General features: G+C 37.1%; 23 protein-coding genes, 2 tRNA genes and 1 pseudogene. 11 read left to right on the top strand and 15 right to left on the bottom strand.

Annotated features, from left to right (window positions below):
- Positions 1 to 9: 9 nt before the first annotated feature.
- Complete coding sequence (locus tag B9T35_RS03605; RefSeq protein WP_086189761.1) at positions 10 to 318, top strand: antibiotic biosynthesis monooxygenase family protein; 309 nt, start codon at positions 10 to 12, stop codon at positions 316 to 318.
- 25 nt (positions 319 to 343) lie between these two features.
- Here the strand turns inward: B9T35_RS03605 and B9T35_RS03600 are convergent, their stop codons facing one another.
- A complete protein-coding gene (locus tag B9T35_RS03600) occupies positions 344 to 1,267 on the bottom strand; it encodes a DMT family transporter (protein WP_086189760.1) in 924 nt (307 codons plus the stop codon).
- Positions 1,268 to 1,543: 276 nt separating this feature from the next.
- On the opposite strand from B9T35_RS03600, the gene B9T35_RS03595 reads away from it, so the two are divergent.
- The gene (locus B9T35_RS03595) at positions 1,544 to 1,837 is read left to right on the top strand and encodes an antibiotic biosynthesis monooxygenase family protein (RefSeq protein WP_086189759.1); all 294 of its coding nucleotides are present in this window, start codon (positions 1,544 to 1,546) and stop codon (positions 1,835 to 1,837) included.
- Between the two features lie 48 nt (positions 1,838 to 1,885).
- On the opposite strand, the gene hisA is transcribed toward B9T35_RS03595, so the two are convergent.
- Positions 1,886 to 2,617: a 1-(5-phosphoribosyl)-5-[(5-phosphoribosylamino)methylideneamino]imidazole-4-carboxamide isomerase gene (gene hisA, locus B9T35_RS03590; RefSeq protein WP_086189758.1), complete on the bottom strand. Its 732-nt coding sequence runs from the start codon at positions 2,615 to 2,617 to the stop codon at positions 1,886 to 1,888.
- Positions 2,618 to 2,693: 76 nt separating this feature from the next.
- Positions 2,694 to 3,356, bottom strand: coding sequence for a 3'-5' exonuclease (locus B9T35_RS03585; RefSeq protein ID WP_086189757.1), 663 nt, complete (start codon positions 3,354 to 3,356; stop codon positions 2,694 to 2,696).
- A gap of 105 nt (positions 3,357 to 3,461) precedes the next feature.
- Here B9T35_RS03585 and B9T35_RS03580 point away from each other — a divergent pair, with 105 nt between their 5' ends.
- Positions 3,462 to 3,863 (top strand): transcriptional regulator, encoded by a 402-nt coding sequence (locus B9T35_RS03580; protein WP_086189756.1) that lies wholly within the window; start codon positions 3,462 to 3,464, stop codon positions 3,861 to 3,863.
- A gap of 36 nt (positions 3,864 to 3,899) precedes the next feature.
- Here B9T35_RS03580 and B9T35_RS03575 read toward each other — a convergent pair whose 3' ends face one another.
- The 3 genes from B9T35_RS03575 to hisB form a co-directional block, all read right to left on the bottom strand.
- Positions 3,900 to 4,430, bottom strand: a complete 531-nt coding sequence (locus tag B9T35_RS03575) for a DUF805 domain-containing protein (RefSeq protein WP_086189755.1) — start codon at positions 4,428 to 4,430, stop codon at positions 3,900 to 3,902.
- 172 nt (positions 4,431 to 4,602) lie between these two features.
- Complete coding sequence (hisH, locus tag B9T35_RS03570) at positions 4,603 to 5,220, bottom strand: imidazole glycerol phosphate synthase subunit HisH (RefSeq protein WP_086189754.1); 618 nt, start codon at positions 5,218 to 5,220, stop codon at positions 4,603 to 4,605.
- Positions 5,220 to 5,813 (bottom strand): imidazoleglycerol-phosphate dehydratase HisB, encoded by a 594-nt coding sequence (gene hisB / locus B9T35_RS03565; RefSeq protein ID WP_086189753.1) that lies wholly within the window; start codon positions 5,811 to 5,813, stop codon positions 5,220 to 5,222. Before hisB ends, hisH begins: the two co-directional genes overlap by 1 nt.
- A gap of 98 nt (positions 5,814 to 5,911) precedes the next feature.
- On the opposite strand from hisB, the gene B9T35_RS03560 reads away from it, so the two are divergent.
- The 5 genes from B9T35_RS03560 (at position 5,912) to B9T35_RS03540 (ending at position 9,116) form a co-directional block, all read left to right on the top strand.
- Positions 5,912 to 6,289, top strand: a complete 378-nt coding sequence (locus B9T35_RS03560; protein ID WP_086189752.1) for a GNAT family N-acetyltransferase — start codon at positions 5,912 to 5,914, stop codon at positions 6,287 to 6,289.
- Between the two features lie 173 nt (positions 6,290 to 6,462).
- A tRNA-Phe gene (locus B9T35_RS03555) sits at positions 6,463 to 6,538 on the top strand.
- Positions 6,539 to 6,672: 134 nt separating this feature from the next.
- Positions 6,673 to 6,748: transfer RNA gene (locus tag B9T35_RS03550), tRNA-Phe, on the top strand.
- A gap of 174 nt (positions 6,749 to 6,922) precedes the next feature.
- Positions 6,923 to 7,663, top strand: a complete 741-nt coding sequence (locus tag B9T35_RS03545) for a class I SAM-dependent methyltransferase (protein WP_086189751.1) — start codon at positions 6,923 to 6,925, stop codon at positions 7,661 to 7,663.
- Positions 7,664 to 7,853: 190 nt separating this feature from the next.
- Positions 7,854 to 9,116 (top strand): OmpP1/FadL family transporter, encoded by a 1,263-nt coding sequence (locus tag B9T35_RS03540; RefSeq protein ID WP_086189750.1) that lies wholly within the window; start codon positions 7,854 to 7,856, stop codon positions 9,114 to 9,116.
- A 130-nt stretch (positions 9,117 to 9,246) separates the two neighbouring features.
- On the opposite strand, the pseudogene B9T35_RS03535 reads toward B9T35_RS03540, so the two are convergent.
- Positions 9,247 to 9,666, bottom strand: a pseudogene (locus tag B9T35_RS03535) (GNAT family acetyltransferase).
- 228 nt (positions 9,667 to 9,894) lie between these two features.
- Here B9T35_RS03535 and B9T35_RS03530 point away from each other — a divergent pair.
- The gene (locus tag B9T35_RS03530; RefSeq protein ID WP_086189749.1) at positions 9,895 to 11,541 is read left to right on the top strand and encodes a GMC family oxidoreductase; all 1,647 of its coding nucleotides are present in this window, start codon (positions 9,895 to 9,897) and stop codon (positions 11,539 to 11,541) included.
- Between the two features lie 99 nt (positions 11,542 to 11,640).
- Here the strand turns inward: B9T35_RS03530 and B9T35_RS03525 are convergent, their stop codons facing one another.
- The 3 genes from B9T35_RS03525 to ompR form a co-directional block, all read right to left on the bottom strand.
- A complete protein-coding gene (locus tag B9T35_RS03525) occupies positions 11,641 to 13,164 on the bottom strand; it encodes an acetyl-CoA hydrolase/transferase family protein (RefSeq protein WP_086189748.1) in 1,524 nt (507 codons plus the stop codon).
- Positions 13,165 to 13,368: 204 nt separating this feature from the next.
- The gene (locus B9T35_RS03520) at positions 13,369 to 14,829 is read right to left on the bottom strand and encodes an ATP-binding protein (protein WP_086189747.1); all 1,461 of its coding nucleotides are present in this window, start codon (positions 14,827 to 14,829) and stop codon (positions 13,369 to 13,371) included.
- 211 nt (positions 14,830 to 15,040) lie between these two features.
- Entirely contained in the window at positions 15,041 to 15,805 is a 765-nt protein-coding gene (gene ompR / locus B9T35_RS03515; RefSeq protein WP_086189746.1) for a two-component system response regulator OmpR, read from the bottom strand.
- A 721-nt stretch (positions 15,806 to 16,526) separates the two neighbouring features.
- Between ompR and B9T35_RS03510 the strand changes: the two genes are divergently transcribed.
- Complete coding sequence (locus B9T35_RS03510) at positions 16,527 to 18,893, top strand: Tex family protein (protein WP_086189745.1); 2,367 nt, start codon at positions 16,527 to 16,529, stop codon at positions 18,891 to 18,893.
- A 53-nt stretch (positions 18,894 to 18,946) separates the two neighbouring features.
- On the opposite strand, the gene B9T35_RS03505 is transcribed toward B9T35_RS03510, so the two are convergent.
- Positions 18,947 to 19,702, bottom strand: a complete 756-nt coding sequence (locus B9T35_RS03505; protein ID WP_086189744.1) for an SDR family oxidoreductase — start codon at positions 19,700 to 19,702, stop codon at positions 18,947 to 18,949.
- Between the two features lie 104 nt (positions 19,703 to 19,806).
- Between B9T35_RS03505 and B9T35_RS03500 the strand changes: the two genes are divergently transcribed.
- Positions 19,807 to 20,700 (top strand): LysR substrate-binding domain-containing protein, encoded by an 894-nt coding sequence (locus tag B9T35_RS03500; protein WP_086189743.1) that lies wholly within the window; start codon positions 19,807 to 19,809, stop codon positions 20,698 to 20,700.
- Positions 20,701 to 20,862: 162 nt separating this feature from the next.
- Here B9T35_RS03500 and B9T35_RS03495 read toward each other — a convergent pair whose 3' ends face one another.
- The 4 genes from B9T35_RS03495 to B9T35_RS03480 all read right to left on the bottom strand — a co-directional run bounded on the left by B9T35_RS03495 (position 20,863) and on the right by B9T35_RS03480 (position 25,198).
- Positions 20,863 to 21,750, bottom strand: a complete 888-nt coding sequence (locus tag B9T35_RS03495; protein ID WP_086189742.1) for an SDR family NAD(P)-dependent oxidoreductase — start codon at positions 21,748 to 21,750, stop codon at positions 20,863 to 20,865.
- A gap of 343 nt (positions 21,751 to 22,093) precedes the next feature.
- A complete protein-coding gene (locus tag B9T35_RS03490; RefSeq protein WP_086189741.1) occupies positions 22,094 to 22,852 on the bottom strand; it encodes a hypothetical protein in 759 nt (252 codons plus the stop codon).
- On the bottom strand, positions 22,852 to 23,766 hold the full coding sequence (locus B9T35_RS03485) for a DUF2167 domain-containing protein (RefSeq protein ID WP_086189740.1): 915 nt from the start codon (positions 23,764 to 23,766) through the stop codon (positions 22,852 to 22,854). The genes B9T35_RS03490 and B9T35_RS03485 overlap by 1 nt, the downstream gene beginning before the upstream one ends.
- Positions 23,767 to 23,920: 154 nt before the next feature.
- The gene (locus tag B9T35_RS03480; protein WP_086189739.1) at positions 23,921 to 25,198 is read right to left on the bottom strand and encodes an O-acetylhomoserine aminocarboxypropyltransferase/cysteine synthase family protein; all 1,278 of its coding nucleotides are present in this window, start codon (positions 25,196 to 25,198) and stop codon (positions 23,921 to 23,923) included.
- Between the last annotated feature and the right edge of the window lie 9 nt (positions 25,199 to 25,207).

Raw genomic sequence — 25,207 nt, 5'->3', positions numbered from 1 at the left:
GTGGTCTAAATGATTATTGAGCATGTGCATTTGACTATCAAGCCTGAGCAGAGTCAGGCTTTTGAGCTTGCATTTAAGCAAGCTCAACAAATTATTTATCCAATGCAGGGTTTAAATGCAGTGCAATTGATTAAAAATATAGACAATCCACATCGTTATATTTTACTGGTTTTTTGGGATAAGTTAGAAGACCATACTGAAGGGTTTAGAAAATCTGAGGCATATTTAGACTGGAAAGCATTGTTGCATCACTTTTATGATCCCATGCCAACCGTAGAATATTATGAACCCTGTATGTTGTTAAAGAAGAAGGAATGATCTGAATAACTAAACATCAAAGAGCTTAATTGAGCTCTTTTTTAGATGAAATTTTATTCAAAAACTTTGGCTTTAACTCACTCACAATAACACCTAGAACAACAAATAATCCACCAATTAAAGCCAAAATAGGTAAGCGCTCACCTGCAATTCGTCCAAATATCGCAGCCCAAATGGGTTCAACTGCATAAATAATTGCAGCTTGGGATGGAGCAACAGAGCGTTGAGCCCAATTCATGGTCAATTGAATAACAGCACTCGCAAGTCCTAATCCAATAGCAACGGCAATCAAGACCCATGAGAATTGGGGTAAATGATATTCACCGACCAAAGGCATTGAGGCAAAAGCCAACAGAGATGCTACAGCAAGCTGAATGACAGTGACACGTCGTAAGTTTACTTTACTGGCAAAGTAGCTAATCAGGATGATTTCCATGGCGATGGCAATTGAACCTAAAATCGTAATACTTTGTCCAAAATTAAGAGAAATTTGCCTAAAACCATTGCCTGTCAAAAACACCAATCCAATAAAGGCAAAGGATACACCAATCCATGTCATCAAATGTGGGATTTTACGGAAAACCAGTAAAAGCAAAATAGGGACTAAAGGAACATATAGAGCAGTTAAAAATGCAGATTCACTACTGCTGATACTTTTTAAACCAATCGTTTGTGTACCATAACCAATGGCGATAGTTAGGCCAATTAAACTGCCCGCATATAAGTCTTGTCTGGTTATGCCTTTTAAATCAGACCAAGAAAGTAATCCAACAATAATCGTTGCTGCTAGAAAACGGCAACCGACAAAGAACATCGGGCTACTAAAATTGAGTGCATATTGTACTGTTATAAATGTGCCACCCCAAATCATGGTAATTAAAATCAGGGAAAGTTGAGGGGTATATTTTGAAAATATATGATTTTGGGATAAAAAAGTGGGCGATTGCATATTCAATGAGGGAGAACAAAGAGTATATATTCTACGCTTATCGTGTATTTAATGAATGAATTTTATAAGAATATGAATCGAGGGCTTGTCCCTGAATATCTAATTTGATAGATGTTTTAAATTCGTGTTTATGGTTTTTTCCTTTTCTCTTTAAATATGAATGAAAAGGGCATGATGTAGAATGCTTCACATTTCAAAAGTTCTACGTTATTTCATACCTGTGTTATATCAAAAGTATTAAACTGGCTAAAAAGAACACTTAGAGGAGTTTAAGTCATGGTCATAGAACAAGCGATATTCCATATTATTGATGGTCAACAACAAGCCTTTGAAAAAAAGTTTTATGAAGTTTCGGATGTGTTCCGCAATGCACAAGGTTGTGAAAAATTCAAACTGATCCGTGGTATTGAAAACAAGCAAAATTATATTCTACAAATTTATTGGACTGATTTAGAAGTACATACCGACGTTTTTATGAAAACAGAAGAGTTTAAACATTGGTTTAATGCGATGAAGCCGTTTCTAGTCAGTAAAATTGAAATGCAACATTTTGAAAATACTTTGGGATAAAAAAGAGATCCAATTGGATCTCTTTTACATCATTTAAAACAGTACGTTTTAAATGGATTGATCATCCCACAAAGACTGAGCTTCACGCAGGTTTAATGTACCTTCGTAAATTGCACGACCTGTAATTGCACCTAAAATGCCAGGTTGACCTTTTAAATTGCGTACATCATCAAGATTGGTCACACCACCAGAAGCAATGACAGGCAAGCCTGAATAGGTTGCTAAATTGACAGTTTGTTCAATGTTGACACCTTGCATCATGCCATCACGAGCAATATCGGTATAGACAATGCTAGATACGCCTGCATCAGCAAAACGTTTTGCAAGGTCAATGGCTTTTACATCTGTCACATTCGCCCAACCATCGGTTGCAACCATGCCATTCATTGCATCAATACCGACAATAATATGGCCCGCGAATTTTTTACATGCTTCTTCAACAAAGCTAGGATCTTGAACGGCTTTCGTCCCAATAATCACAAAAGAAACGCCTGCATCTAAATAATGCTCAATGGTTTCAAGTGAGCGGATACCACCACCAATTTGAATTGGAAGTTCAGGTTGCGCACGAGCGATTGCTTCAACTACTGGCTTATGGATTGGCGTACCTGCAAAAGCACCATTTAAATCGACCAAATGTAAGCGACGTGCGCCTTCATTGACCCAATGTTGTGCAGTTGCAACTGGATCATCAGAAAATACAGTATCGTCTTCCATACGACCTTGTTTTAAACGGACACATTTGCCATCTTTCAGGTCAATTGCAGGAATGATCAGCATGCTCGCGCTCCTCGCTAAATCTTATAAAGAATGTATTGTGCGCAATCTTAGCAAAGTATTGCTCAATATCTAAGTATCAAACAGCGCTTTTATTTGGACGAATCCTTAATTTTAAGGATGTATTTGGAATTGTTTGAGGAATTAAATCTAAACGAAGTAATTCTTCAAAGACTAGGACAGGTGCATAAGCATCTGCAGCAGCGTAATCAACTTGTTGCGGAGAGAGTATTTTACGAGACCAATTGGATGTACTGATGGTTTTACTTTTGGGGAAATTGACTCGAAATAATAGCGCCATCACATTTTTGAGTCCCATTGGATTGGTAAAACCAAAGCTTGAGAAGCATTTAGAGAGTTCGATGATGCTATTCAGTTCTATTCCTTTTTTACGAAAAAGATGCGCATCATTTTTTAAGCCAAAGCCGACTTTAATTTGGTCATGGTTTGCAAAAATGGGTTTTAAAAATTCTAAAATTTCAGAGTTAACTTGGAATAAATAGGCTTTTTCAAATGTCGCAAGTTGGATCAAATGAGGACCTGTCGATATTTCACCTTTGGTAAATGTGGGTTTGGATTCAGAGTCAAAACCCAGTAGTGCTGCTGTTGTTAATTCATCTGCAATGGCATGACATTGTTCGAGTGTATTGATCACCAAAATCTGTTCAGATTTGAGGTTCTGAAAACGAGGCAAGAGTGCAATTTGTTCTTTGCTTGGGAGTATGGTTTCAGGAGTGTGCAAAATAAATCACAAAAGGCTTATATATTAAAAATGTTATAACAAAAAATGAGCAAGAAATGTTAGTTTGAGTGATAATCGTCAGGAAGTTATTTAGGGTAATCAAAGATGAGTGATAGGGAAGATGACCTTTTTATAGAAGGCGCAAAAAAAATTAAACAACTCATTCAAGATAAACAGATTAAGCCAATAGATATTGTGAATATTCTTGAGATTTCGAAAGGAACAATGAGTAAATGGTTCCAAAACTCGACCCCAAGTACGGCACAGAGTTTAATTGAGTTAGCGCGTTTGGTTGGTGTGACGGAGCGTTGGAATTCTGAATCTAAAAATGAAGAAAAAGCAGATTTAGCAACCAAAGCGTATGAACAATCTGAGTTTGATTTAAAAAATGCTTCTGTTGATCAATTGATGATGGAAATTAAAGCACGTTATGCGGCTTTAAATTTAAAAGCAGAGATTAAAATTAGTGTAGAACCATTGGAAGGTGGTTTTGTGACAAGGGATTAATAAAAGCCTTCAAGTGAGAAGGCTTTTATTTTGAAATCATTCAGAATGATTTATATTTTGTTCTAACTGCATTTGCTGAGCACGCTTAACGTAGTCTTGATAAGCAGGAATAGAAATTGCTGCTAAAATTCCTAGTGGGAATATAAGCACATACATCCATCCTAAAATTTTTTCCCATGTTTTAGTAATACGTGGTGCACCAAAATTGTTTGAACCCTGAGTTCCTGGAGCAAAAATTAAGTATAGGATAAAAAAGAAATTAATTATGGGGATGAATATAACTAAAGATAACCAGCCACTATGATCACGGTCATGTAACCGACGTATTGTAAATATAAATGAAAAATAGATCATGAAAGCATAAATAATGACAAAGAATACGATAGTCGCTATTGATAGTTTTTCACTAGGATTTGTTGGTAGTATACTTGGTGCAATGAGTGCGATAATAGTAACAATGAGGACAGTTATTAATCCTAATAACATATTCCATCCTAAATAAGAGAGTCTTCCGAAACGACCATTTGCACTTAAGGGTGAATCTTGATTTTGTCTAGGTGAATTCATTGTATTACTCATTTTAAATTTAATTTTAGAGTTGTTGTAGAAAAGGTAAAATTTTACATATTGTTTTAAAATTAATCAGATAATAGTAAAAATAATGGATAAAAGAAAGTAGCTTATATTTTTTTATAAAAAGCTCATCATGTGATGAGCTTTTTTACTTTGGAATGAAAGATTAAACTTTCCATTCCACAAAGTTTTTTAACAACTGTAAACCAGCGGTATGACTTTTTTCTGGGTGGAACTGTGTTGCAAACAAATTTTCTTTATGAATAGCAGTGCAAAAGTCAATACCGTAATCACAGGTTGCTGCAACTAAGCTAGAGTCTTCTGGTTGAACATAATAGCTATGCACAAAGTAGAAACGGGCGTCTTGCTCAATGTTTTTCCACATTGGATGGCTCGGATCTGCTTGATGGACTTGATTCCAACCCATATGTGGAACTTTTAAGCCGCTCATCTCAGGGAAATGTTTGACAACACCTTTAAAAATCCCCAAAGCCTTTGAACCACCATTTTCTTCAGATGATTCAAGCAAAGCTTGCATGCCTACGCAAATGGCTAAAACAGGCTTATTGAAAGCAGCATTGCGTACTACTTCATCAATACCTGCTTCACGCATGCCTTGAATGCAGTCACGCATTGCGCCTACACCTGGAAATACAATTTTATCAGCTTGAGCAATGAGTTTTGGATCATTGGTCACATCAACAGTAGCACCGACATGTTCAAGTGCTTTTGCTGCTGAATGTAGATTTCCCATGCCATAGTCAAGAAGGGCAATTCGGGTCATTACAAACTACCTTTGGTTGAAGCAACAGTATTTTCAGCGCGTGGATCAATCTCACATGCCATACGAAGTGCACGAGCAAATGCTTTAAATGTGCATTCGATTTGGTGATGACTATTTTTACCTTTTAGGTTATCAATGTGCAGTGTCATCAGTGAATGATTCACAAAACCTTGGAAAAATTCAGAGAATAAATCCACATCAAAGGTACCAATACGGGCACGAGTGAATGGAATATCCATCCATAAACCTGGACGACCAGATAAATCAACCACAACTCTGCTTAAAGCTTCATCAAGTGGTGCATAGAAATGACCATAACGACGTAAGCCTTTTTTATCACCCAAAGCTTGTGCAAAAGCCTGTCCAAGCGTGATACCACAGTCTTCCACAGTGTGATGATCATCAATATCTAAGTCGCCATCACAATGAATATCAATATCAAATAGTCCATGACGCTTGATTTGATCAATCATATGGTCTAAAAATGGAACACCTGTATTGAGGGTGCCTTGACCCGTACCATCAAGATTCACACGAACTCGGATTTTGGTTTCGTTGGTGTTTCTTACCACTTCACTGATACGTTGCGTCATAGACACGTTCCTCAAAAACGTCAAAAATGATTGATGTTAAAATGTTTTTCGCGGTGACGAAAGTCATCGCATATTAGATTGCTCTGGAGGGTTAATCAATGCCTATTACCGTACATGCCAAAACTTCACTAGACAATGAAGAAGTTCGCGATCAACTCGAGCGACTGTATGACACAAGTCCTGAGTTCGGTGATGGAAAAGATGCCATAGAACAACTTGAGCAAAACTTAGCTCAGTATACCTTACTTTATACAGCAGAATTTAATACCAAGATTATTGGTGCGGTTTGGTGTACAGGTCAAGGGGAGAGTAAAACTTTAGAAAATATTGTTGTTCATCCTGCGAATCGGGGGCGAGGCGTGGCTGAAAGGCTGATTGAAGAAGTTTGTCGTATCGAGGAAGAGAAAGGTGTAAAAGTATTTGAACCAGGATGTGGCGCGATTCATCGTTGCTTGGCACATATTGGTAAAATTTAACTTTAGATCCTCTGCATATGATTAAAAACAGCCTGAATGGGCTGTTTTTTTATTAAGATTGATAGCTAAAACATCAAAACAAGCAAATTGTGCTGTAAAAATAAACTATTGATAAATTTTTCTGCATTCAATACTTGACGCTAAAACGTTTAGATTGTTTAATACGCCCCAACGGCGTGATAGCTCAGTCGGTAGAGCAACGGATTGAAAATCCGTGTGTCCCCAGTTCGAACCTGGGTCTCGCCACCATATTCAAAACTTATTTAAAGTTTCAATCTCTGATCCCATCAGAGATTTTTTTTGCGTAAAAAATATCCGATCAAATAAAAAAGTCATGATTTATATTGACTAATATATTCAGATACGGCTTAATACACCGCAACGGCGTGATAGCTCAGTCGGTAGAGCAACGGATTGAAAATCCGTGTGTCCCCAGTTCGAACCTGGGTCTCGCCACCATATTCAAAAAAACCTCAAACAAATTGTTTGAGGTTTTTTTATTGCCTGATTTTTGAAATGCAGAACTGAAGATGAACTTTGTTGAAATCGAGATTTTGTCGGACAAAAATAATAGATTGAATTTATAATTCGACTATATTCATTAGAAAATCTATAACTATTTTTACAACGATAATGAAAGATTTATTCTCAAGCAACAGTCAGCTTTATCAGCAAGCCCGTCCAAGTTACCCAGCGACCGTCATTCAGGAAGTTTTAAAATATGTTCCTAATCGTCATTTTGCATGGGACTGTGGTGCAGGGTCAGGGCAGTTTACGCAACTGCTTACGCCTTATTTTGATCATATTGTGGCGACTGATTTAAGTGAAAATCAGCTTCAACAAGCTCCTTATTTTGAAAATGTGAGCTATCAAATTCAGCCAGCAGAACATACATCATTTGCAACACATAGCTTTGATTTGATTACGGTTGCTCAAGCCATTCATTGGTTTGATTTTGAGGCTTTTTATCATGAAGTCAAACGAACCCTAAAACCAAATGGTATTTTAGCGGTGATAGGTTATGGTTTGATTCACGTTGAACATAAAGTAATCAATGAGCTGATTCATGATGTCTATTTTAACCAGTTGAATGGTTATTGGGATCTTGAACGTCGTTATATTGATGAAGAATATAAAACTATTCCTTTTCCATTTGATGAATTGCTTACACCTGATTTAAAGATGCAGTATCAATGGTCAGCTACGCAATTACTTGATTATATCAATACATGGTCTGCAATTAAGCATTATAAAAATAAGCATGAGGATAACCCTTTGGCTCAACTTGAAACGTATATAAAGCAGAATCAGGATGTAAATGCACTGAATATAGAGTTTCCCGTATTGCTTCGTATTGGTAAAATTTCAGCTTAGAACTTTGGGGATGATCTCCTTTTATGCTCGTTTAGAAGATAAAATAAAGCACTTGTTTAGACTGGTGCAGATGTTTTTGCAATTTTGATCTATATGAATAAATTGACTAAGTATTTAATTTTATATTCGATTACAAGATAAAAGCATAACAATATACTCATATGTATATTATTTAAAAGTAAATTAAATCATGCTTTCTCTCTCTAAAGTTTTACCGTTAAGTCTTCTACTCCCTTTTCTGAGTTTATCTGCACATGCAACAACAGGTTATTTCATGCATGGTTATGGCGTGAAAGCTCAAGGGAATGCAGGGACATCGATTGCTCAATTTCAAGATGCACTCACTATTGCAAATAATCCAGCAGGTTTAAGTTGGATTGGAACACGATTAGATGCTGGAGCAACAGTATTTGCACCTGATCGTTCAGCGGAAATTGTGGGAAATGGAGCAGGTGCAAATGGTCAGTATGAAGGCAATGGACGTAAATATTTTATCTTACCTGAATTGGCGTATAACCATCAAATTAACGCTCAAGTTGCTTTAGGTCTAGCCATCTATGGCAATGGTGGTATGAATACAGGTTATAAAAATAATCCTTTTGCTGCTTTTGGGAATACGGGTTCTGCGGGTGTGGATTTATCAGAAATCTTTATTTCTCCTGCGGTGGCTTGGAAATATTCAGAAAATCAGTCGATTGGTATAGCGACCAATATTTTATATCAACGTTTTGAAGCCAAAGGTATTCAGGGCTTTGCAGGTTTTTCTGCAGATGGTGGGAATTTAAGTAATCGTGGTAAAGACTCATCTACAGGCATTGGTGCACGTATTGGTTGGTCAGGAAAGTTCTATGATGATCGTTTAACTTTGGGCGCAGAATATTCATCTAAAATTAAAGCGGATAAGTTTGAACAATACCAAGGGTTATTTGCCGAACAAGGTGGTTTTGATGTACCTGAAAGCTATGGTATTGGAGCGGCTCTGAAAGTAACACCTAAACTCACGGTTGCTACTGATATTCAACGAATTCAATATTCAGATGTAAGTTCTGTAGGTAATACCTTTGATGTGAATAAAGTCATGCAAGGTCATCCTTTTGGGTCACAGCAAGGACCGGGTTTTGGTTGGGATGATATCAATGTCTATAAACTGGGAATTACTTATCAAGCTCATCCTAAATTGGTTCTACGAGCAGGCTATAGCCATAATGATCAACCGATTTCAAATGATCAGACTTTCTTAAATATTTTAGCACCAGGCGTGGTTCAAGATCATGTCAGTGTGGGTGCAACGTGGAATATGGATCACCATCAAGAGTTAAGTGTGGCATATACCCATGCTTTAGAAAAAGATGTGAAAGGAAATCAGTCTATTCCAGCCACTTTTGGTGGTGGCGAAGCGAATTTAAAGATGAGTCAGGATATTTTAGGTTTTTCTTATGGCTATAAATTTTAAGCATAATTTATAAGAACGTATTTTATAGAAACATCGATCTCTTTTTTATTTTTCTGATTGAAAGGAACGTAAAAAGGCAATCGATCATCAGCTTAAACTAAGCGTACCTAGCTGATGATCTTGATCACTATTAATCTTGAATTAATCGTTTACCGAGACACACCACTTCAATCTCTTCATAGCCCAGTTGCTCATAAAAACTCTGCACATCAATATTATCTTTGCGAATGAGTAACTGGAGCTTTGGGCAGCCTAAAGCGATCAGGCGCTTTTCAAGTTGTTGTAATAGCGCGGTTGCAACACCATTGCGTTGCTCATGTGGATGAACTGCCAAATAATTAACCCAACCACGATGACCATCATAGCCTCCCATCACGGTTGCAATTAATTGCTCATCTTTCACTGCAAGTAAAAATAATCAATCCCTTTGTGCAACCTTGCGGAAAATATCAATTTCAGGGTTATTCCAAGGACGTGTTAAGTCACACAGTTCCCATAGTGCAATAATATCTTCCAAGTCAGTTTCGGCATACGGTCTAATAATAAACATAGGATCATGAATGCAGTGAGGTGATCTTCAGATTAATCTAGATGAGATGTTTTTTTAAGCTTTAAAATGAGAAAAATAAAAAAAATCAGATGGATAGATACTTAAATGAAAATTTAGAGAGAAAACGATAATAGGATGACCTTTGTGATCATTCTTTTTATATGTTAAAAATGCATAATGATAAAAAATAAGCAATAAAACGAAAGCAATATAATAAAGGTATGAAAGATGGAACAAAAGGAATTTGATTACATCGTGATCGGTGGTGGAAGTGCAGGTTGTGTATTGGCTGGACGACTTTCTGAAAATCCAAATGTCTCAGTATGTTTACTTGAAGCAGGTGGAGGTGGAGATGGGTGGAAAGTTGAAGTTCCAGCCGCGGCAGTCATTAGTATTCCCACTAAAATTAATAACTGGGCTTTTGAAACCACTCCTCAAAAAGGGCTGAATGGTCGTAAGGGTTATCAACCGCGTGGAAAATGCTTAGGGGGATCATCTGCGATTAATGCGATGATTTATATTCGTGGTCATCGTCAAGATTATGATAATTGGTCAGCTTCGGGCAATGCAGGTTGGTCTTATGATGAAGTATTGCCTTATTTTATTAAATCTGAAAATAACGAAAGAATCCATGACCAATATCATGGAAACTCTGGGCCACTTTCGGTCACTGATTTACACAGTGATAATCCCTTACAACAACGCTATCTCAATGCTGCCAAAGAGCAAGGCTTTCCAATTTTAGATGATTTTAATGGCGCAGAGCAGGAAGGTTTAGGGGTTTATCAAGTCACTCATATCAATGGTGAACGTTGTAGTGCAGCTCGTGCTTATTTATTTCCACATATGCAACGCCCAAATTTAACGGTGATTACTCAAGCTTTGACACAGCGCATTTTAATTGAAAATAATGTCGCGATTGGTGTGGAATATAAACATCAAGGGCAGGTGAAACAAATACGCGCTCGTCGTGAGGTTTTACTCAGTGCTGGTGCTATTCAATCTCCACAGATTTTGATGTTGTCTGGAGTAGGCGATCAACAAGAACTTAATCAACACGGGATTGAGGTTAAAAAACATTTACCGGGTGTTGGTAAAAACTTCCATGATCATCCTGATTTTATTTTTGCGTATAAAGTGAAAGATATTCAAGGAACATTTGGCTTATCTATTCCAGGAACGATTGATTTATTCAAACAAATTGGGCGCTACCGTAATGAAAGACGTGGCTTAATGACCACCAATTTTGCTGAATGTGGCGGTTTTTTGAAAAGCTCTCCTGAGCAAGTATTACCCAATTTACAACTGCATTTTGTGGTGGCTTTGGTGGATAACCATGCCAGAACCATGCACACAGGGCATGGTATTTCATGTCATGTCTGTCTGTTAAATCCAAAAAGTCGTGGCACAATTAAATTGAGTGGTGCAAGTGTGGATGATCCTTTACTGATTGATCCTAATTTTTATGATGATGATTGGGATTTAGAAGAAATGGTCAAAGGGTTTAAAGTCACTAAAAAACTGATGGAGGCTGATGCATTTAAATCTATCGTCAAAGAAGATTTATTTACGGCAAAAGTTCAAACAGATGAAGATATTCGCCAGATACTCCGAGATCGTTCAGATACCGTTTATCATCCTGTAGGAAGTTGTAAGATGGGTGTCGATGAGATGGCTGTGGTTGATCCACAATTGCGTGTCTATGGTATTCAAAGCTTACGGGTGGTAGATGCTTCAATTATGCCAACCGTGGTCAATGGAAACACCAATGCACCTGTGATTATGATCGCGGAGAAAGCTGTGGATATGATTCTTCAGGATCAAGCAAGTGTGGCTTTTATTGAGCAGATTAATCAAGATGCGATTGCAGTTTGATTTGATCTATTTATGCAAGATATCTCATATTAATGTATAAATAAAAAAACGCCCAATTGGGCGTTTTTTATTATGGTGCTTTTACTTTAGATCAAAGCTCTATGCAGATTTTTTAGCTTGTTCTTCAGTATTAACAAGCATATGACCTGTTTCTTCAAAGTTTGCATGCCAAGAAAGCGCTTCGCGTAGAAGATGTGGTGTATGACCACCTTTAGCACATGAACGATCAAAGTAATCATTTAATGCATCACGGTACATTGGGTGAGCACAGTTATCAATAATCACACGAGCGCGTTCGCGAGGTGCTAAGCCACGTAAGTCAGCTAAACCTTGTTCAGTCACAAGAATATCAACATCATGTTCAGAATGGTCAACGTGAGAAGCCATAGGAACGATAGAAGAAATATCTCCACCTTTCGCAATGGCTTTGGTCACGAAAATAGCCAAGTGTGCATTACGTGCAAAGTCACCTGAACCACCGATACCATTCATCATTTTAGTACCACACACGTGAGTAGAGTTTACGTTTCCGTAAATATCAAACTCAAGTGCGGTATTGATCCCAATGATGCCTAAACGACGTACCAGTTCCGGATGGTTTGAAATTTCTTGTGGACGAAGAACCAATTTGTCTTTGTACGCTTCAAGGTTATTAAATACTTTTTCGCCATATTTTTCAGAAAGCGTAATTGAGCTACCAGAAGCAAACTTCATTTTGCCTGCATCAATTAATTCAAAGGTGCAGTCTTGAAGAACTTCAGAGTACATCACTAAGTCTTCAAAGTTTGAATCTTTAAGACCTGTTAAAACGGCATTGGCAATAGAACCGATACCCGCTTGTAGTGGACCTAAATCTTTTGGTAAACGACCTTCAGCAACTTCTTTTTCAAAGAATGCGATCAAGTGATTTGCAATACCTTGAGTTTCATCATCTGGTTCAGTCACAGTTGATGGAGAGTCATGATATTCATTGTTAATCACGATACCTACAATTTTTGAAGGATCGATATTAATTGCGGTTGTACCAATACGCTCATCGACTTGCGTCAATGGAATCGCTTGACGTGTTGGACGATAGGTTGGGATGTAAATATCATGTAAGCCTTCAAAAGCAGGGCTTAAATTAGTATTGATTTCAATAATTACTTTTTCAGCAAAAATTGCAAAGCTTGCAGAGTTACCTACTGAAGTTGTTGGAATAATGCCACCATCTTCAGTGATCGCAACTGCTTCAATGATCGCTACATCAGGCTTTTTAAGCTGAAGGTTACGCATTTGTTCAACAGTCTCAGACAAATGCTGATCGATGAACATTACTTCGCCTTTGTTGATGGCTTTACGTAATGTATTGTCTACTTGGAATGGTAGACGACGAGCAAGCACACCAGCTTCAGTCAGTTGCTTGTCTAGATCGTTACCAAGGCTCGCACCTGTAATTAAAGTGATTTTTAAAGGATTAACCTTTGCTTGTTTTACTAAGGCTAAAGGGACAGCTTTTGCTTCGCCTGCACGAGTAAAACCACTCATACCTACAGTCATACCATCTTGGATAAAAGTAGCAGCTTGTTCTGCGCTCATGACTTTGTCATGAAGTGACGCTAAACGAATACGATCTAAAGACATGATTTACGCTCAATTCTTGTTCAAAACTAGACGGATTGTACCGCCCTAAAAGTAAATTGTGCATGCCTGTTAGGCTAAGGTCTAATTTTTTCAATAAATGTAGGTATAAATTACAGTGATGTGTTTTAAGTTATTATTTTTTAAGTAAATAATAGGTGCGTTTGTAAAACGAACAAAGTTGTTTGTTGTATAATTAAACAATAGTTAAAAACGATCACTCAAAGTTTGCTTAATTTTTTGAATCGGGTTCGGAGTTTGGCTTTCTTCCTCACTTTCCACAGGTAGCGGTAAAGAAATCACCGCTTCTAAACCACCTTCAGGACGATTGTGAATAGAAAGCTCTCCTTGATGGATATCGACAATTCTTTTGACAATCGCCAGTCCGAGTCCACTACCTTGTACAGTTCTGGCTGCATTACCCCGTACAAAGGGTTGCATCAGTTCATCAATTTGGTCTTCAGGAATACCTTCGCCGTGATCTGACACACTAATTTTAATATGATCATTTTCAACATGGGCTTCAAGCTCAATCGGTTCAGCACCGTAGCGTTTGGAGTTGTTAATGAGATTACCAATCAGACGTTTAAGCGATAAAGAACGGGCTGTAATTGTCGGTAAAGGTTGGGCTTCAAAACGAATATCTAAGGGTTTAAATTGGATTGCTAATTCTTGAAGTAGACTGTTGATATCTGTTTCTTGTAATTCTTCATCTGAGCCATCGCGCATATAAGAAATGAATTGATTCAAAATTGCATCCATATCTTCAACATCATAAATAAGACCTTCTTTGAGAAAATCATCATCGGGCATCATTTCAGCACTTAATCGAATACGAGTCAGTGGTGTACGTAAATCATGTGAAATACCTGCCAGCATAATTTGACGGTCACGTTCGGTTTGTTCAAGCGTGTATATCATATGGTTAAATGCTTGATTTACTTCTCGTATTTCTTGAGGTCCATGATTGGTTTCTAAATAAGGTGCCTTACCTGTTTTACTATAATTGTTTGCAGCATTCTGTAAACGACGCAAAGGGCGGTTCAACTGTCGAACTAACGTTAAAATGATACCTGCCGCAATGAGTGGAACACCTAAGAGCCAAGCTAAAATGAGCTCAGGGCTATAATTGGCATAAGTCGTTAAAGGCTCTCTGACCCAATTGCCTTTCATCTCTGGGGTTTGAATCCAAATACGCGGACTTGGTTTAAATTGGAAATATACCGTTACATCTTTAATCTTTAATTCAGTCGCAAGTTGGTGCTCGATACGATTGGTAAAGAAATCTGCAATCAGTTTGTCTTTAACATTCGGGTATTCAGCAGGATCGGTGACATATTCAACCCCGACCCGTTGTTTGAGCCACTCATCCACATCAAGCTGCGTTTCATTATGATAAATTTTTAAATGTGGATTATTGACCATTTCTAGTTCAACAGCTAAAAATCTAGCATGTTGTTGAATTTCAGGTAAGTAGAGTGTTTTCCAAAAAAACCATAAAGACATAAATAAACTGAAAAATACGATAAATAAAACCAAAACCGTTGTGCGCATTGCCGCTGAACGGGGCTTAATTTTATCGAGAAAGCGTTCTGATGAAGTCCGTTTCTTTTCAGAATAAGTAGAGAAGTCTTTAAATGCTTGCGGGTCGATGGGATCTAATTTCACTGAACATGTTCCTAATACGAGACATCATCATGCAATGGAAATGATGTGTTTGAATCGACTCTCATTATTTTTTCGCGAGATCAACACGAATTTAAAATGAGTGAAATATTTTTTATTTTTCATTAAAGCGAAATTAAAAAGTTTTATAGAAGAGCTTGAATGATCTTAAAACAAAATAAGCCTTTAAAAGGCTTATTTTGTGAGTAAAAAATTATTCAGCACCATCTGGAACAAAAACATAACCTACGCCCCAAACCGTTTGGATGTAACGTGCACGGGCAGGGTTTTCTTCAATTAAGCGACGTAAACGTGAAACTTGCACATCAATTGAACGTTCCATTGCGCCCCACTCACGACCACGGGCTAAATTCATTAATTTATCACGTGTCAATGGTTCACGAGGATGTTGTACCAATGCTTTCAGTACAGCAAATTCGCCTGTGGTTAACGTAACCACTTGCCCTTCACGGGTTAGGGTGCGTGTAGATAAATCGAGTGACCATGGACCAAATGAAACCACTTCATAATTTTGACTTGGTGCGCCAGGAACTTCACGAACTTGACGACGTAATACAGCACGAATACGTGCCAGTAATTCATTTGGATTAAATGGTTTTGGTAAATAGTCATCCGCACCGGCTTCTAAGCCCGCAATTCGGTCAGAATCGCTACCACGAGCAGTCAGCATAATAATTGGTGTATCAATATTGGATTGACGTAAGCGTCGGCAAATGCTTAAACCATCTTCTACAGGAAGCATGAAATCTAGAACAATCAGTGAGAATAATTCACGTTGTAATAAACGATCCATTTGAGTTGCATCGTGAGCTGTTTTGACCACGAAGCCTTTATCTTCTAGAAACCGCTGTAAAAGGGTACGTAGACGCACATCATCGTCGACGACTAGAATGCGTTCGACACGGTCAGTTTCATTGTGTACTACATCTGTATTTTCAGCAGGTACAACTAAACTCATGATGCACTCCCTTAATGTTGTAAATTATAAATATTCGTTAATCTCAGTATAATGCCTAAGTTCTTGTTAAGACTATGTATCAAATTGCTCAAAATTACAATTTTAAGCGCTTATTGAAACCAAAAGACAACATCTATAAATAATTAAGAATATAGCTAAGGTTATAAAGAAAAAGATACCCGTTTGGCAAATGAAACTTTAATGTATTTTCACTTTAAGCTTTTGTTTAAGCGTATATATTCACCAATTTTTAGTATTCAAGATGAATGTGTAAACAAGGGGGATTCAGCTCTATTTTATGCATGCTTTATAAAGTGGATGAAATGTGAGTGATTTTGTGAAATTAAATACGATGAGCGAAGGACATATATCATCTTGATTTAAGATTAAAATTCGGATGCTATTTATACGTTTATTGTGGGGTAAGTTAAGCAGATTCATATTCTTTAATTTTTTAGGCTTTAAAGGGCTTTGAGATATTTCATCTTTTTGATGATCATGAATCATAAAAGGGTAAGGGAGTGGAATTTGAAACCCTCATCTTACAAGATCAAGTAAAATCAAATACAATGCGCTAAAGAGAAGCTTAAGCCTTAAAATTCAAGAAAATTGATCTTTTATCATTTTTTTCATTGGTAATTTGCAAAACAATTGTGGATTTTATGGTCTTGGTCTTTATAATCACTAACTTTTAGTCCTTATCCTTGTGGAATTAAACACGATGACTGACTTAGTTCAGCAGTTGGCAAGTGAGCTTGCCGTACGTTCAAACCAAGTAGAGGCTGCCATCAAGCTGATTGATGAAGGTGCCAGTGTTCCATTTATCGCACGTTACCGTAAAGAAGTAACGCAAGGTTTAGACGACACGCAATTACGCCAACTTGATACACGCCTCGTTTATTTACGTGATTTGTATGAACGTCGTGGCAAAGTAATAGAATCTTTAAAAGAACAAAATAAATTATCTGATGATATGTTAGCGCGCGTGAATGCGGCTGAAACTAAGAATGCATTAGAAGAAATTTACGCACCGTATCGTCCAAAGCGTACCAGTAAATCATTTAAAGCAAGAGAAGCTGGATTAGGTCCAATTGCTGAAAAAATCGTTGCTGAAAATGTTGAGCCAACAGAAGCGTTGGCGGATTTTAGTCACGAAAATTATGCTGATGTTGAAAGCCAGTTGGATGCAATCCAACACATTATTATTGATGATTGGGCACAAAATATTGGATTAACAACTGAGCTTAAAACAACATTTGCTAAAACAGCATTGTTAAAAAGCGAAGTCGCTTCTGATGAGAAAAAAGAAGTTGGCAAAAAATTCCGTGATTATTTTGATTTTTCAGAAAATTTAAATAAAGTCCCTTCACATCGTTTATTGGCAATGTTACGTGGTCGTCAAGAAAATGTATTGGGCTTAAAAGTTGATGGTCAAGACGATCAACCGATTGTGCGCATTGAAACTGAATATAATCTTGATCAAGCTCAACCACAAGCACGTCAAGATTTCTTAAAGCAAACTGCAAAATTATTTTGGCTTGGTAAAATCCGTCCGCAAATTGAACACTCTTTGTTGACTGAAAAGCGTCTAAGCGCTGAATCAGAAGCAATGGATGTATTTGCAGAAAACTTACGTCATTTATTGCTTTCTGCACCTGCAGGTTCACGTTGTACGCTGGGTGTAGATCCTGGTATTCGTACAGGTGTGAAATTGGCAGTGGTTAATGAATCGGGTGATGTGGTTGCTCATAGCACGATTTATCCATTTGCACCAAAAGAAGATAAAGCCGGTTCAATTGCAGAACTTGCACGTTTATGCCGTGAATTTGATGTTGCCTTAATTGCAATTGGTAACGGAACTGCAAGTCGTGAGACAGAAGCAGTTGTTGCTGAAATGATGACGCAAAATCCAGATTTGAAATTGACCCGTGTTTCAGTGAGTGAAGCAGGTGCATCAGTTTATTCAGCGTCAGAATTGGCTTCTGCTGAACTGCCTGAGCTTGATGTTTCAATTCGTGGCGCCGTGTCTATTGCTCGCCGCTTACAAGATCCATTAGCAGAACTTGTAAAAATTGATCCTAAATCAATTGGTGTAGGTCAATATCAGCATGATGTTAACCAAACAGGTTTAGCAAAAACACTTGAAGCTGTAGTTGAAGACTGTGTGAACTCAGTCGGTGTTGATGTAAATACTGCATCACCTGCGATTTTGTCTTATATCGCGGGTCTGAATAAATCAATTGCACAGCAAATTTTTGAATACCGTAAAGAAAATGGCCGTTTTGATAACCGTCAAGCGTTGAAAAATGTACCCCGTTTAGGCGAACGTACTTTTGAACAAGCTGCTGGTTTCTTACGTATTCAAGAAGGTTCTGAGCCATTAGATGCTTCTGCAGTGCATCCTGAAAGTTATGGTTTGGTTGAGAAAATTGTTGCTGCTCAATCAACTACTGTAAAACACATTATTGGTAATACTGAAATTATTCGTCAAGTAAGCGCTGAAGCGTTTGTAGATGATAAATTCGGTTTACCGACTATTCAAGACGTTTTAAGCGAACTTGAAAAACCAGGTCGTGACCCACGTCCAGAATTCCGTACTGCGAAGTTCCGTGATGATATTAAAGAAGTGTCACAGTTGACAGAAGGTTTACAACTCGAAGGTGTGGTTACGAATGTAACGAACTTTGGTGCATTTGTAGATGTGGGCGTTCACCAAGATGGTTTAGTACATATTTCTGAACTTGCCAATGAGTTTGTATCTGATCCACATAAAGTGGTTAAACCAGGTCAAATTGTACAAGTACGTGTATTACAAGTAGATGCAGAACGTAATCGTGTGAATTTGTCTATGCGTCCTGAAGGTTCTGAAGCACCTGCGAAAGCAGCGCGTCAGCCACGTCGTGAAGGTCAAGCCAATACTGAGCAACGTGGAGAACGTAAACCACAGGCGAAACGTCCTCAACAGGCTCGTCCGCAGGGTGATCGTCCACAACAAGCGAAGAAACCACAGTCTGCTAAACCACAAGAAGCTAAAATTGGTGGTTTAGGTGCATTATTATTACAAGCAGGGATTAAAGGTTCTAAATAAACCTTAAATACCAAATAAAAAAACCGCCTTTTGGCGGTTTTTTTATTTAATTATTATCTTGTTGTATAACCACCATTTGCAAAAATAGTTTGGCCTGTAATCCACCAGCCATCTGTGACTAAGAAACGAATTAAAGGTTCAATATCTTCAATTTGAGTTAATCCACCTAGTGCCGCAGCAGATTTATGATAAGCCACAGCCTCTGGTGCTTCCTGACCATAGAAAAAAGGAGTATCCATTGGACCTGGCGCGACAGCAGTAACAGATATTCCTCTTTCTCCGAATTCTTTAGAAGCAGCTCTAGTGTAATGCTCAACAGGTGCTTTCAAACCTTCGTATGTAGAATATAAGCCTGTATATGCTGCTAATAGACTGGTGACAATGGAGCAAATTTTTCCATTATTATTTAATTGTTTACCTGCTGCTTGAATGAAAAAATAAGCAATCTTATTATTAACATCATTCATAGCGTCAAATTCTTGTTCACTTGTATCAACAAATGGTTTCTTGAGTACACGACCCACTGTATTAATCGCAATATCAACGCCACCGAAGTTTTCTTTGGCTTTAGTAAATAATAATTCAATATGGTGAATATCAGATAAATCAGCTTGAACTAAAATGGCTTTAGCACCAAGCGCTTTGACAGCTTTTAATGTTTCTTCAGCATCTTGTTGAGTTTCAGCACTATTATAATGAATCAATAAATTGGCACCATGTTCCGCAAATTTGCGAGAAATTAATCCGCCCAAATTTTTTGCACCACCTGTAATAATTACCGTCTTGTTCTTCAAATCATGCTTAGACATATTTTGCTCATGGTTTTATGTAATCGGAATAATTCTAGAGCAGTTTTAAAGTGTGAAATAGTCTACAGTATTGAATGGATTGTTCGTAAAAGTTGAATAATATAATGGATAAAATAGAAAAATTAAAAATTTTTTGCCTTGTTGCTGAAAAAAAATCATTTGCACAAACAGCCACACTATTAGGCTTGCCAAGGTCTAGTATCACTTATGCGATTCAATCATTAGAAAAAGAGTATGAAGTATTATTATTTTACAGAACTACGAGAAAAGTATCGTTAACGCATGAAGGAACACTCTTTTATGAAGAATCAATGCGCTTAATTGTGCAACTTAAAGAATTAAATCGTTTCAAATATCAAGTACGTCATCAGCAAGGAAAAATTAGCATAGGTATGCCAAAGAGGATGGCTACTCAAATTTTAATTCCAAATTTAAGTGAATATTATCAGCAATATCCTCAAGTCAAAGTTTTAATTAATGGAAGTGATGCTTTTTCTAATTTAGTTGAGCAACAGCTAGATTGTGTTGTGAGAGTGGGGCAAGTTCAAGATGAATATCTATTAATTAGACCGATTACATCAGTGAAATTATTGACGTTAGCATCGCCTCAATATATTACTGAATTTGGAAGACCAAATGATTTAAATAACTTAAAGCAACATTTTGGAGTGGATTATCATGTTGCACAAAATTATAAGGAATTTACAGAACTCACTTTTGCTGATTTTCGCGTAAAAATACCATATCGATTACTGGTTGAAAATACAGAAGCTTATATTCAGGCGGGTTTATCGGGTTTAGGTATTATTCAAATTCCAGAATTTGATGCTCAAATTTATCTTAAGCAAGAGCGATTGGTTGATTTATTTACGGATATTACATATCAATTTTTACCTGTCAATATTTTACTGACTAATCGCAAATATAGACCTCAGTATTTTCAAGACTTCATTGATTGGTTAATTGGGCTTTTGAATAAATCTATTGGCTCTCATTAATAATATACAAAATTTTTGCTGAGTAAATTTGGCTAAATTACTCTTAGGCAAGAGAATTTTATTACAATTCTCTCTTATTTGATAATAGATAATTTTTTAGGTTGATAGCGTTGGGGTAATCTAATAACGAGTAAAAAACCGCCTTTCGGCGGTTTTTTAATCTTACCAATGTTCGCCTGGGAACAATCGAGCATAAGCACGTTGTACCAAGTTTAATTTATCTTGTTTGCCCACAGACGCACTTGAGCTTGGGAACAAGTTAAAACCAATTGACATCAATTTATTATTAATTTCTGGCGCTATTGAATAGGTAATTGATGCTAAACGGCCGAGGTGTGTTGCCACTTTTTTTGGACGTTTCACAATTGCATAAGCCACTAAGTCTGCTGCTTGCTCAGGAGAAAGCGTTGGTACGTAGTTGTACATTTTGGTGGGTGCAATCATTGGTGTACGAACCAAAGGCATGTATACAGAAGTGATCGCAATTTTATGTGAATGTACTTCCGCAGATAAACAACGGCTAAATGCATCTAATGCTGCTTTTGATGCCACATAAGCAGAGAAGCGGGTCGCATTTGCCAATACACCAATAGAACTGATATTGATGATTTGCCCATCTTTACGGATCATCATTTGTGGAAGTATGTTGAGTACTAAACGAACAGCACCAAAATAATTCAGTTGCATGGTACGTTCAAAGTCATGAAAGCGTTCCACAGATTCATGAACTGCACGGCGAATTGAACGCCCAGCGTTGTTAATTAAAATATCAATATGATCGACTGACGCTAAAATTTGTTTAGATACTTCATCAATTGAATTCATGTCATTTAAATCACATGGGAAAACTGAAGCTTGACCACCTTGAGCTTGAATTTCAGCTTGAACTTCTTTCAATGTTTCTTCAGTACGTGAAACAAGAAGCACATGAGCGCCTGCTGCTGCCAGTTTTTTTGCAACTGTTAAGCCAATACCACTTGAAGCACCTGTGATAAGTGCGACTTTACCGTTCACTTTTTTCTGAAAAAGTTGCTCTAATTTTTGGTTCATGTACATTTCCCTGATTCTGACTGAAATGAATTGACGTATTGTATTTGTTTTACATGATGATGATCTTTGTCTAAAAGATGATCAGCGGTTATGGGAGGCAATCATAACGAAAAATAAAAAAAATGCTAGATGTAAGTATCTGAATTTTAAAATTATTTTTAGAGTAATTACTCTAATATGTTTTGCTTTATTAAGTGATTTTTAACATATAAAAATAAGGATGACTAGTCTAAAAGTGAGTAAATTCAAAGTTATTACGTAAAAAAGCTAAAATTGTATAAAAAATATTCAACCCAATTAAGTTGAGAATTTAAAAGTAAACTTTAAATTTAAAACTGACCAGTCAAATATTAGAGGCGTGTTGTAGCTTCATTAATTCGGAATGTCGCTTTTCGAGTTGTATATATTGAGCTGTTTCAGTATTGGGCTCACTTTGTTTCAAAGCATCGATATCGTCCATAATTTGCGCTAAGCAGTGATTAAATGCTGTTGGTTTAAGCAAAAGTTGTGCGATGTAGATCGCATCATTTTGTATTTCTTTATTTAAAGTAATTTTTTTCAGTAAATTAAGTGCAAAGGGTGGACAAAATAAAGCATCTATGAAGAAGGATATACATTGTTTTTTATTTAATGAAAGCAGCTTTCTTTTGAAAATGATATAAGCAGCCTGAGCAATATTGATTAAATAAATCAGAAGGAGAGTGGATAAAATCAGTAAATAGCTTTGTTGCATCAAAAATAACAAGGGAAAAACGATGAGTGTAAGGATCCAAACAACAATACTGCTTAATTGTAGTTTTCGTAAAGAATCAACTTGTTTTTTAACGTTTGGAATTTCATCTAAGAATTGAAGGTCATTGTGCTTTTTTTGTGTGTTTAAATTCCATTGTAAAATAAAGAGTAGATGACTGCTGTGAAAAGGATGAGTGAAAAATAAATATTTTTTAAGCATATTCATATTTTTTGATGGAACATGAATCGAAAACTTGGAGCGTAAACCTGTATAAAGGAACACTTGGTTATAACCAATTAGTTTAGCCGAATCATATAAATATAATCCGACTAAACTTAAAATTACCCAATATTCAAAAGCAATATTCATTAATCTTTTTTGCGTTTAAAAATAGAGGTAAACCCACCAAAAACTGCGATTACAGCAATGACGACAATTTTCCAAGCTTTTGCTAACAATACCAGTAATGTTGCAAATAAGCCTTTTTTGGCAGCAACGGCAACTGCACCACCTGTAACCAGAGCTGCGAGTCCATATTCTGCAACTTTGTCACCATTTTTATATTCTGAATAGCGTTGCCCTGAATTGAAATTAAAACCTTCTAAGGAGTGTTTAAATGCTTGAATATTTTTATTCAAATTTTCTTCATCAGACACAAGGGTTGCACTCATCACACCAGTACGACCTAAAAGGCGAACAGTGTAGTTAATGGTTTCTTGTTGATCTTCAGAGCGAACTTTCAAGGCCCATTCAAGTTGTTTGGTTTTCGGATCGTAATGAGGAGGGACTGCCCAACCTGCCGTATAGAGCTTACTCATCCCCAGACGCGTGCGTTCTTCATTACTGGCTTCATCAGAATCTTTTAATTCTTTGAGTAGGGCATCAGCATCAATTTTTTCATCATCTTTCACATAGCCAGACTCATCAAAATCAAAAGTTGCCCACCATGAGTCATCATCCGCAACCAGAATGTTGGTACTTCCAGAAGGTAAATTATTGGTTAACTCTAAAAATTGATCTGAGTTTTTAGTATCTAAAAACCCTTCACCTTTTGCTGTTTTGAGTTGAGCAACATTTGCAATGGTTTCAGCCGTTGGCCCTATATGCCAATCTAATTTTGTTAAAGGATTATCTTGCGCTCCACTTGCTTGGGTTGCCTCTGTTGGTGCAGATTCAGATGCAAAAACCAAAGTAGGCAGTGCGGTGATCGTACTTAAACTGAAAACAAGTGTAATGCCTTGAACTAATTTTTTTAGTTTCAATGATTTATCATGTTGTTGCATATATTTTCTCTTTTTATCAACGTTTTTAATTTTTTATTTGTTCAATAAAGTGATAATTGTAGTTTAATAAATAAGCACTTGTCTTTATTTTTTTTATTTTAAGGCTAAATTAAAAATCAGACCCCTCTGCTTAGAAGTCTGATTTTGATGTTGTTTAGACCGCTTGTAAAGCTTGTTCTAAATCAGCAATTAAATCATCAATATGTTCAATTCCCACAGATAAACGAACCATATCAATGCTGACACCTGCAGCTTTTAACTCAGTTTCATTGAGTTGACGATGTGTAGTTGTTGCAGGGTGGCAAGCTAAACTTTTTGCATCGCCAATATTCACAAGGCGAGTGAAAAGCTGTAGTGCATCAATAAAGCGTGTCCCACCTTCTAGACCATCTTGTACACCAAAAGACAGAATTGCAGAGGGTTTACCTTTGACGTATTTCTGTGCGAGCGCATGCTGAGGATGATCTTTTAATCCAGCATAATTGACCCATTTTACTTTTGGATGTGCTTTTAAATATTCAGCCACTTCCTGCGCATTTTCAGTATGGCGCTCCATACGTAAATTTAAGGTTTCTAAACCTTGTAAAATCAGGAATACGCTTAAAGGGCTAATCGCAGCGCCTGTATTACGCAAAGGCACAACCCGTGCACGTGCGATATAGGCTGCTTCACCTAAGGCTTCAACATAATTGACACCATGATAACTTGGATCAGGCGTGTTCAATACTTTAAAGCGTTCAGGATATTTACCCCAAGGGAATTTTCCACTATCCACAATTGCACCGCCAATGCTATTGCCATGACCACCAATATATTTAGTCAATGAATGCACCACAATATCTGCACCATGCTCAAAAGGTTTGAGTAGGGCAGGTGTTGCAACAGTATTATCAACAATCACAGGTACACCATATTCATGGGCAATCTTGGAGATGGCTTCAAGATCAATAATATTACCCAGCGGATTACCGATAGATTCTACAAAAACCAATTTGGTTTTTTCATCAATTAACCCACGTAGTGCTTCAGGGTTTTGATAGTCGAAGAAACGGACTTCAATACCTTGTTTGGGTAGTGTATGTGCGAATAAATTATAAGTGCCACCATATAAAGTGGATACAGAAGCAATATTATCGCCAGCTTCAGCAATGGTTTGAATTGAATAGGTAATGGCAGACATACCTGATGCTAAAGCAAGTGCGCCAATCCCTCCTTCCAGTGCTGCTAGACGTTGCTCAAGAACAGCCGTAGTTGGGTTCATAATACGGGTGTAAATATTCCCCTGAACCTTTAAATCAAATAAATCAGCCCCATGTTGAGTATCATCAAATGCATAAGATGTGGTTTGATAAATTGGAACAGCAACGGCTTTGGTGGTTGCTTCTGGCGTATAGCCTGCATGAATGGCAAGGGTTTCATCTTTATAGGTCATGACTTTGTC

It is taken from the genome of Acinetobacter sp. ANC 3832 (assembly GCF_002135415.1).
GTDB lineage: Bacteria > Pseudomonadota > Gammaproteobacteria > Pseudomonadales > Moraxellaceae > Acinetobacter.
The sequence above is the reverse complement of the archived record's forward strand: the minus strand, read 5'-3'. Positions and strand labels throughout refer to the sequence as shown.